10 protein-coding genes and 2 tRNA genes are annotated in these 8,939 nt (G+C 61.8%); 6 read left to right on the top strand and 6 right to left on the bottom strand.

The genetic code is table 11. The features are described from left to right. Positions 1-233 precede the first annotated feature (233 nt). Both ACM6UT_RS13865 and gloA read right to left on the bottom strand, forming a co-directional pair. A complete protein-coding gene (locus ACM6UT_RS13865) occupies positions 234-956 on the bottom strand; it encodes a hypothetical protein (protein WP_416797925.1) in 723 nt (240 codons plus the stop codon). Positions 957-1,074: 118 nt separating this feature from the next. Further along, positions 1,075-1,515 carry a lactoylglutathione lyase gene (gene gloA, locus ACM6UT_RS13860; RefSeq protein WP_416797924.1) on the bottom strand — a complete coding sequence of 147 codons (441 nt, stop codon included), beginning with the start codon at positions 1,513-1,515 and terminating at the stop codon, positions 1,075-1,077. Between the two features lie 184 nt (positions 1,516-1,699). Between gloA and ACM6UT_RS13855 the strand changes: the two genes are divergently transcribed. The 6 genes from ACM6UT_RS13855 to ACM6UT_RS13830 all read left to right on the top strand — a co-directional run bounded on the left by ACM6UT_RS13855 (position 1,700) and on the right by ACM6UT_RS13830 (position 4,316). Further along, positions 1,700-2,278, top strand: a complete 579-nt coding sequence (locus ACM6UT_RS13855) for a cold-shock protein (RefSeq protein WP_416797923.1) — start codon at positions 1,700-1,702, stop codon at positions 2,276-2,278. An 11-nt stretch (positions 2,279-2,289) separates the two neighbouring features. Then, the gene (locus tag ACM6UT_RS13850; protein ID WP_416797922.1) at positions 2,290-2,763 is read left to right on the top strand and encodes a DUF192 domain-containing protein; all 474 of its coding nucleotides are present in this window, start codon (positions 2,290-2,292) and stop codon (positions 2,761-2,763) included. A 94-nt stretch (positions 2,764-2,857) separates the two neighbouring features. Further along, positions 2,858-2,934, top strand: a tRNA-Pro gene (locus ACM6UT_RS13845). 71 nt (positions 2,935-3,005) lie between these two features. Next, a complete protein-coding gene (locus ACM6UT_RS13840; protein ID WP_129331027.1) occupies positions 3,006-3,311 on the top strand; it encodes an ETC complex I subunit in 306 nt (101 codons plus the stop codon). A 54-nt stretch (positions 3,312-3,365) separates the two neighbouring features. Beyond that, positions 3,366-3,442: transfer RNA gene (locus ACM6UT_RS13835), tRNA-Arg, on the top strand. Positions 3,443-3,557: 115 nt separating this feature from the next. Beyond that, the gene (locus ACM6UT_RS13830; RefSeq protein WP_416797921.1) at positions 3,558-4,316 is read left to right on the top strand and encodes a nuclease; all 759 of its coding nucleotides are present in this window, start codon (positions 3,558-3,560) and stop codon (positions 4,314-4,316) included. 86 nt (positions 4,317-4,402) lie between these two features. On the opposite strand, the gene ACM6UT_RS13825 is transcribed toward ACM6UT_RS13830, so the two are convergent. The 4 genes from ACM6UT_RS13825 to ACM6UT_RS13810 all read right to left on the bottom strand — a co-directional run bounded on the left by ACM6UT_RS13825 (position 4,403) and on the right by ACM6UT_RS13810 (position 8,674). Further along, entirely contained in the window at positions 4,403-5,173 is a 771-nt protein-coding gene (locus ACM6UT_RS13825) for an amino acid ABC transporter ATP-binding protein (RefSeq protein ID WP_129331025.1), read from the bottom strand. 15 nt (positions 5,174-5,188) lie between these two features. Continuing rightward, positions 5,189-6,346 carry an amino acid ABC transporter permease gene (locus tag ACM6UT_RS13820; RefSeq protein ID WP_416797920.1) on the bottom strand — a complete coding sequence of 386 codons (1,158 nt, stop codon included), beginning with the start codon at positions 6,344-6,346 and terminating at the stop codon, positions 5,189-5,191. Between the two features lies 1 nt (position 6,347). Further along, positions 6,348-7,541, bottom strand: a complete 1,194-nt coding sequence (locus ACM6UT_RS13815) for an amino acid ABC transporter permease (RefSeq protein ID WP_416797919.1) — start codon at positions 7,539-7,541, stop codon at positions 6,348-6,350. Positions 7,542-7,645: 104 nt separating this feature from the next. Continuing rightward, positions 7,646-8,674 (bottom strand): amino acid ABC transporter substrate-binding protein, encoded by a 1,029-nt coding sequence (locus ACM6UT_RS13810; protein WP_416797918.1) that lies wholly within the window; start codon positions 8,672-8,674, stop codon positions 7,646-7,648. Positions 8,675-8,939: the final 265 nt, after the last annotated feature.

The raw sequence follows: 8,939 nt of genomic DNA, 5'->3' as shown, positions 1-8,939 counted from the left end.
CGTTGTGGCGCCCTTATAGTCAGGGCTTCAGAATCCCGCAAGCGGCTTTTCTCTGATTTTTGCAAAAAATGTGACGGCTGTGGATTCTTGCGAAACCGTTACGAAAAAGATGTTTTAGGTCAAACGGATAGACGTAGATTCTGCGTGGGATGCAAGCTGCATCACCTAACGGAATGCGACTGCAACGGACAGGATATCTTCCGTCGGCGGAGCTACAGAAGGCGGCGGACGACCTACGACTTGGCCTTGCCGAGCAGTCGTCCAAGAATCGGGAAAAGCGTCTTCTTCGCCGGCTCCGCCGGCGCCTCCTCCGCGATCGGTTCCGCGGGATCTGCGCTTGCCGTCTGTTCGGCGTCGGTCGCTGTCGGGGCGTCGGCTATGTCGGCCGGTGCGTCTGCCTCGGGCGTCGGTGATGTGACCTGCTCGTCCGTCGGCAGACCCGCCGAATCGGCGGAAGCGTATTGCGGGGCGCTGAACAGGCTGCCGGTCATCGGGCTCACGCGCCGTGTCGGCATTTCGGCGGGCACGAGGCTCGCGGCGGTCATTGTCGATGCCGTGGCCTCGGCCGGCATCGGCTCCTGCTGCTGGGCAAAGATACTGGAGCGGCCGGCGTTTATCGCCGTCGGCTGCATCACGGCGTCGCCGAGATCGGCGGTCGCAGATCCCGGGGCGGCCGCGTTCTCCTGCGTTGTTGCGGGTGTCGGCATCGGTTGTTGGTCGGCTCCCGCCATCGCGACGACCGACGGATCGGAATAGCCGGAGCTTTTCAGAGCCGATTTCCTGGCAACGGTCCCTGCCGGGAGCGCCGCAACTTCGGATGCGGGGGCCGGGGTTGTCTCGGCGGACGTCTTCTCGCCCGTCGTCGCGCAGCCTTGCAGCGCCGCCAGGGTCACGCCGCAAAGGACGATCCGCCATACGATCCGGCGATGCACCGAGAGTATCGGCAGGCAGGTCATGGAAAACCCCGCAGAGCTGGTTGAACGCGACCGAACAGAAACAGACGAAATGCTGCGTCGGGCCACGTGTTCTGCAAAGGGATAGCCCGCCAAGCTTGCGCGAGGCGGGCCGAAGCCGCTACCAGCTTCCGGTATTCGGCATCGAGAGCCAGGGCTCGGCCGGTGCGAGGCTTTCGCCTTTTTGCAGAAGCTCGATCGAGATTCCGTCGGGCGAGCGCACGAAGGCCATATGCCCGTCGCGCGGGGGACGGTTGATCGTCACGCCGTTCTCCATCAGCGTCCGGCAGGTGGCGTAGATGTCGTCGACCTCGTAGGCCAGGTGACCGAAGTTGCGTCCTCCGGTATAGTCCTCGGTATCCCAGTTGTATGTGAGCTCCAGGCAGGGTGCCTTGTTGTCGCGCGCCGCCTCGATGTCGTCCGGCGCGGCCAGGAAGACCAGCGTGAACCGGCCCTTTTCGTTCTCGATGCGCCTTACCTCGGCGAGGCCGAAGACGCGGCAGTAGAAGTCGAGCGACGCATCAAGATCTTTGACGCGCACCATGGTGTGAAGATAGCGCATGATGTCCTCCTAATAACGTGTCCGGATATGGAGCAGACGACAGCTTCGAGCAAGGATGAAGCGTCAAAAGGATTTGGGTATATCTTAGACAGGGACTTGCGCGACACCAACGGGCGAATGTTAACTTGTTCGTCAAGAATCAGTTAACGAACCGATGTGACGCGTTTTCGAGGGGCGTGAGAAAATGACGGACAGGATTTCATCGAAAGGGCTCGTTGAGTTCGAGGAGCTGTCCGGCGAAGGCGTCGAACTCCTCGAGATTACCGGCATCGTCAAGTGGTTCGATGTCGCCAAGGGATTCGGGTTCATCGTTCCGGACAACGGCATGCAGGATGTCCTGCTGCACGTGACCTGCCTGCGGCGCGATGGTTACCAGACCATCCTCGAGGGTACGCGCATCGTCGCGCTGGTGCAGAAGCGCGAACGCGGTTACCAGACCTTCCGCATCCTCTCCATGGATCAGTCGACGGCGGTCCACCCTTCGCAGATGCCGCCGGTGCGCACCCACGTGCAGGTGACGCCGACGAGCGGGCTCGAGCGGGTGCTGGTGAAGTGGTTCAACCGCACCAAAGGTTTCGGCTTCCTGACGCGCGGCGAAGGTACGGAAGACATTTTCGTACACATGGAGACCCTGCGGCGCTATGGTCTCACGGAACTTCGGCCCGGGCAGAGCGTTCTGGTACGCTTCGGCAATGGCGAGAAGGGGCTTATGGCCGCCGAAATTCATCCCGACAATCCGGGCCCGGCGACCCGCGCCCATTGAGGCAGTGTCCTATGATCAGCAAAATATGGAGAAGCGCTGTCCTGGCGCTTTTTTTGTTGCTTCCGGTGGCTGCTTCGGCCGAAGAGGCCGGCCTGCGCAAGGCCGCACTGGCGATTGAAACGCCGGGCGGCGAGCGCCATGTCTTTCAGGTAGAATGGGCAGGCACGCCCGCCGAGCGCGAGCAGGGCCTGATGTTCCGGACCGAACTCGACGCCGATGCTGGCATGATCTTCGATTTCGGCGAAGCGCGGATGGTGATGATGTGGATGAAGAACACTCCGCTTTCGCTCGACATGCTGTTCATTGACGAGAAGGGGCTCGTCAGCCGGATCGCCGAGCGTACGGTGCCGTATTCGCAGGATATCATCGCGTCTCCTGGACCGGTTCGATACGTGCTGGAGGTCAACGGCGGACGGTCGGCTTCGCTCGGCATCGTGCCAGGTAGTCGGGTGGATGTCGACGCAGCCAGGGTGGCGTTGAAATGACAGCGTTTTTGTTCACCGTTCACGGTGGCGGAAAGTCGATTTTAGCTGTTGCCCATGACGGGTGAACCGTGTATTTCGGCAATGATCGCTGGAACGGAGTGTAGCGCAGTCTGGTAGCGCATCTGGTTTGGGACCAGAGGGTCGGGAGTTCGAATCTCTCCACTCCGACCACCGCGGTGGTCCTGCGATCGTCCGGGGAGGGGACCTTCCTTCCTTCGCAGTCCTTTGGAGCTCGTTGCGACATGACCGCCAAGATTTATCGCCCCGCCAAGACAGCCATGCAGTCGGGCAAGGCCAAGACGCAGTTCTGGCTGCTCGAGTACGAGCAGGAAGTGCCGCGCAAGGTCGAGCCGATGATGGGCTATACGAGCTCGGCCGACACGCGTCAGCAGGTCAGGATCACTTTCGAGACGCTCGAACAGGCAGAGGCTTTCGCCAAGCGCAACGGCATCGAATACCGGGTGATTCTGCCCAAGGAAGCCAAGCGCCAGGTCGTATCCTATACCGACAACTTCCGTTATAATCGCCTGCAGCCCTGGACGCACTGACGGCGTCCGGCCTCGCAGGACCTCGTCGTTGCCGACCGAAAGGCGATGCACGGAGGCCCCTTAGCTCAGCTGGATAGAGCACCTGCCTTCTAAGCAGGTTGTCGTTGGTTCGAGTCCAACAGGGGTCGCCATTTTCCAGATTTCCTGTCCCGATACCCGCGCCAGCGGTTGCTGTTCCCGTCTCGTTCTCATGCCCTCTGGCGACGACTCCCGCGCCGTGATAATGGCGGGACGTGAGGTATTCGCATGGCCCGTTCTCCTTCGTCGTCATCCAAGCGCGCGCCGCGCAAGCGCCGCAAATCGTCGAGCTCGCGTTCGTCCGGCAGCCTCTGGCCATGGGCCGGCGCGCTGATCGTCGTCGCCGGCGCCATCGCCGTTTACGACAATCGTGACCAGTGGCAGGCGAGCTGGCCGAGGATTGCCGCTCTGGTGCAGCCGAAGAGCGGTGCCGGCAAGAATGCGGACAGCGGCACCGCGAGCAAGTCATCGCCAGCAAGGCCCGTTCCGCCCGCGGCTGTCGGTTCGACGGCCAAACCGAAACCCGAACCGGGCCGCACAACGGCGGCGCTGATCCCGCCTGCACCGGTGGGCAAGACCTTGCCGCAGGCGCTGCCGCAGCAGCGTCCGGCCGAGGGTGGCATGGAGGGCAGGGGCTTTGCCGGCACGTTCTATTATTGCGGCACCTCCGGGCTCGACAATTGCGTGGCGAGCGGCGACACCTTCTGGCATCGAAAGACGAAGATCGTGCTCGCCGACGCCGTTGCGCCGCAGACAGAGAGGGCGAAGTGCCAGGCGGAGCGGGACAAGGGCTTTGCCGCAAAGGTCCGGCTCAAGGAACTGCTCAATGCCGGTGCCTTCGATCTCGTGGCACCAGGCATGCCGGTTGCGGCTTCAGGCAGTGAATATAAGGTCGTGCTGCGCAACGGACGCTCGCTCGGTGCGGTCCTCCTGAACGATGGCCTGGCACAGCCGAGGGCCGGGGAACGCAAGGGCTGGTGCCCGTAGGGGGCACTTCCGGATGGCTGGAAGCAAAGAGAAACCCGCCGCGGCGACGAGCCGGGCGGGTTTTCGTATCGGGAGTTGAGCCTGCCTCAGTGCAGGATCTGGCTCAGGAACAGCTTTGTGCGTTCGTGCTGCGGGTTGTCGAAGAACTCGGCCGGCGAGTTCTGCTCGACGATCTGGCCCTGATCCATGAAGATCACGCGGTTGGCGACCTGACGGGCAAAGCCCATTTCGTGCGTTACGCAGAGCATGGTCATGCCTTCTTCGGCGAGACCCACCATGGTATCGAGCACTTCCTTGACCATTTCCGGGTCGAGCGCCGAGGTCGGTTCGTCGAAGAGCATGATCTTCGGCTTCATGCACAGCGCCCGCGCGATCGCCACGCGCTGCTGCTGGCCGCCGGAAAGCTGGCCCGGATACTTGTTGGCCTGCTCCGGGATCTTCACGCGCTTCAGGAAGTGCATGGCGACCTCTTCGGCTTCCTTCTTCGGCATCTTGCGAACCCAGATCGGGGCAAGCGTGCAGTTCTCGAGGATCGTCAGGTGCGGGAAGAGGTTGAAGTGCTGGAATACCATGCCGACTTCGCGGCGGACTTCATCGATCTTCTTCAGGTCGTTGGTGAGCTCGATGCCGTCGACGACGATCTGCCCGGCCTGATGCTCCTCGAGCCGGTTGATGCAGCGGATCATGGTCGACTTGCCCGAACCGGACGGGCCGGCGATGACGATGCGCTCGCCCTTCATGACCTTCAGGTTGACGTCGCGCAGCACGTGGAAGTCCCCGTACCACTTGTTCATGTTGACGATTTCGACCGCGACTTCGGTCTGCGAAATTCCGGATTGAACGGCTTGCTGGGCCATGTTTGTTCCTCTCATTTATCTCTTGTGGCCTCTGTCCAGGCGGCGCTCGACGAAAGCCGAGTAGCGCGACATCCCGAAGCAGAACAACCAGAATACAAATCCGGCGAAGATGAGACCGGTGAGCGGCGTGACCGGGGTCAGCCAGCTCGCGTCGCCGAAGCTCGCCTTCACGATGCCGAGCAGGTCGTACATGTTGATGATCGACACGAGCGAGGTGTCCTTGAACATGCCGATGAAGGTGTTGACGATGCCCGGAATGACGAGCTTGATCGCCTGCGGCATGATAATCAGGATCATCTTCTGCCAGTAGGTGAGGCCGAGCGAGTCGGCACCTTCGTACTGGCCTTTTGGAATGGCCTGCAGGCCGCCGCGGATGACTTCGGCCATGTAGGCCGAGGCGAAGATCGAGACGCCGACCAGTGCGCGAACGAACTTGTCGATGTTGTTGCCGGGCGTCAGGAAGAGCGGCAGCAGCACGCTCGCCATGAAGAGCACGGTGATCAGAGGCACGCCGCGGACGAGCTCGATGAACCCGATCGAAGCGCTCCGCACGATTGGCATGTCGGAGCGACGGCCGAGCGCGAGCACGATGCCGAAGGGCAGGGAGACCACGATACCGACGAAGGATAGCAGCAGCGTCACCATCAGGCCGCCCCACTGGCTGGTTTCCACATGGGAGAGGCCGAACCAGCCGCCAAGCAGCAGCACATAGGCGAGGATCGGCAGGGCGACGAAGAGCAGCAGGGCATTGAGCCCCTTGCGCGGCGCGGACGGGACGAGCATCGGCACGAGCAGACCGACGAAGAGGATGGCGACGAGGATCGGCCGCCAGAGCTGGTCGCGCGGATAGGAGCCGACCATGAACTGGGTGAACCAGTCGCCGACATAGGCCCAGCAGGCGCCGCTCCAGCCATCCGGCTGGATACCGCCCTGAACAGTGGTGGCGCAGACGGCACGGCCATCGCCGGTCCAGACCGCCGAGATGAACAACCAGTCGAAAGTCGATACGGCGAACCAGACGATGATTGCGCCGAAGACGACCGTCGTCACCGCATCGAGCGGGGTTGCAAACAGGTTCTTGCGGGCCCAGCCGAACGCCGAGCGGTCGCTCAGCGGGGCGGGCTGGGGATCCAGGAACTCCTGGCGGAGATAGGAGACGTTGTTTTCGCTCATGTCAGCGCTCCACCAGGGCCATCTTGGCGTTGAACCAGTTCATGAAGAGAGACGTCGCGAGGCTGATCGACACGTAGATCAGCATCCAGATCGCAATAATCTCGATCGAATGGCCGGACTGATTGAGGATGGTCCCGCCGACAGCGACCAGGTCGGCGTAACCGATGGCGACGGCGAGCGAGGAGTTCTTGGTCAGGTTGAGGTACTGCGAGGTGAGCGGCGGAATAATGATCCGCAGCGCCTGCGGCAGGACGACGAGACGCGTCGTCGGACCGCTCCGCAGGCCGAGCGCGCTCGCAGCTTCCGTCTGGCCCTTCGGCACGCCGCGGATACCAGCACGCACGATTTCGGCGATGAACGCGGCCGTGTAGAAGGAAAGCGCCATGTAAAGCGACAGGAACTCGGGACCTATGACGGTGCCGCCGCGCATGTTGAACTTTCCGAGTTCGGGAATGTCGAAGGTGATCGGCGCGCCGAGGACGACGAAGACGACGATCGGCAATCCGACGATCAGCGCGATATTGGTCCAGAGCACCGGCGGACGCTTGCCCGTGGCGAGTTGTCTCTTCGTCGCCCACCGCGAATAAAAGATCGCGGCGACGACGCCTGCAACAAAGGCCGCGACGACAAATGCTATGCCTTCGCCGAAGACCGGTGCTGGCATGTATATGCCGCGGTTGCTCACGAAGACGGAGAGCGGCAATGCCAGCGCCGATCGGACCTCTGGCAACAGGGACAGGACGCCCTTGTACCAGAAGAAGATGACGAGCAGCGGCGGTATGTTGCGGAACACCTCGACATAGACCGTCGCGAGCCGGGAGACCAGCCAGTTGTGCGAGAGCCGGCCAATGCCGACGATCAGGCCGATGATGCTGGCCGTGATGATCCCGCTCACCGCGATGATCAAGGTGTTTACCAGGCCGACCGCGAGCGCCTGCAAGTATGTATTGTCGCTCGTATAAGCGATCGGCGTCTGGGCGATGTCGAAGCCCGCCCGGTTCCGCAGGAATTCGAAGCCCGCCGTCATGTTCGCGCGGGCGAGGTTCTGGGCGGCGTTGGTTCCGGCGAACCAGAACAGCCAGACGATGAAGACAAGGGTCAGCGCCTGATAGACGAACTGACGGAAAGCTGGATTGTACAGCAAAGAGTGCACCGAACGGCTATTGCCGTTCCGGCCCGAGGCGACCACTGCCATGCATTATCCCCTTTTCGCAGCCATCATTTTTCGTAGCTGCCTTTTTTCAGTCTGTCGATCGGAAAGGCGCCGAGGCGCCTTTCCGGTATGCTGGTTGCGACCGCTCAGCGGATCGGCGGAGCGTACTGCAGACCGCCCTTGGTCCACAGGGCGTTGAGGCCGCGCTCGATCTTCAGCGGGCTGCCGGCGCCGACGTTGCGCTCGAAGGACTCACCGTAGTTGCCGACCTGCTTGACGATGTTGTACGCCCACTTCTCGTCAAGGCCGAGGTCCTTGCCGATGGTCTGGTCCTTTTCCTCGCCAAGGAAGCGCTTGATGTCCGGGTTTTCGGACTTCAGCATTTCGTCGACGTTGGCGGTGGTGATGCCGAACTCTTCAGCCGAAACCATGGCGTAATGCGCCCAGGTCACGATGTCGAACCACTTGGAATCGTTCTGGCGAACGGCCGGGCCGAGCGGTTCCTTGGAGATGATTTCCGGCAGAACCATATGGTCGTCGGGGTTGGCGAGCGACAGGCGGATCGAATACAGGCCGGACTGGTCGGTCGTGTAGACGTCGCAACGGCCGGACTGGTAGGCCGCGTCGACTTCTTCCTGCTTCTCGAACACGACCGGCTTGTACTCAAGGCCGTTGGCCTTGAAGTAGTCGGCAAGGTTGAGCTCGGTAGTCGTGCCGGACTGTACGCAGACGGCGGCGCCCGAGAGCTCGAGCGCGGACTTTACGTTGAGGCTCTTCGGAACCATGAAGCCCTGGCCGTCGTAGTAATTGACGACGCGGAAGTCGAAGCCGAGCTGCGAGTCGCGGCTGACGGTCCAGGTCGTGTTACGGGCCAGCATGTCGACTTCGCCCGACTGCAGGGCGGGGAAGCGGTCCTTTGCCGAGAGGGGGGTGTACTTGACCTTGGTTGCGTCGCCGAAAACGGCGGCGGCAACGGCACGGCAGACGTCGACGTCAAGACCGGCCCAGTTGCCCGAGGAGTCCTGGGCGCCGAAGCCGGCGAGATTGGAGCCGTTGACGCCGCACTGCACGAATCCCTTCGCCTTCACGTCGTCGAGCGTGCCGGCAAATGCAGCCGGTGCACCAAAACCGACGACTGCAGCGCCGAGAGCGACTGACAGAAGCTTCTTGTTCATTTTTCCCAACCTTTGTCTATTGTTCTTGAAATACACGACGGCCACGTTCGCATGAACGATTTTATGCCTCCGCCGGCCCGCTGACCTCCCGGTGCGAGCGGCGCTATCACAGTCTTAAAATGAACCAGGGTCAAGACGTCGCCCGCGAAATGGGGCAAAAAGCTGGAAAAATGCCTAATTCGCATCAAAATCGGGCAGGAAATGGCGAAAAAAATCGGAAATTGGCTAAAAAATCACCGGTTCGCCGCATAAGTCCGGGCAAAAC

The sequence above is a fragment of the Ciceribacter azotifigens genome (genome assembly GCF_048159625.1).
In the GTDB taxonomy this organism is placed as follows: domain Bacteria; phylum Pseudomonadota; class Alphaproteobacteria; order Rhizobiales; family Rhizobiaceae; genus Allorhizobium; species Allorhizobium azotifigens.
Note: the sequence above shows the minus strand (reverse complement) of the source record. Positions and strands in the feature narration are given on the sequence as shown.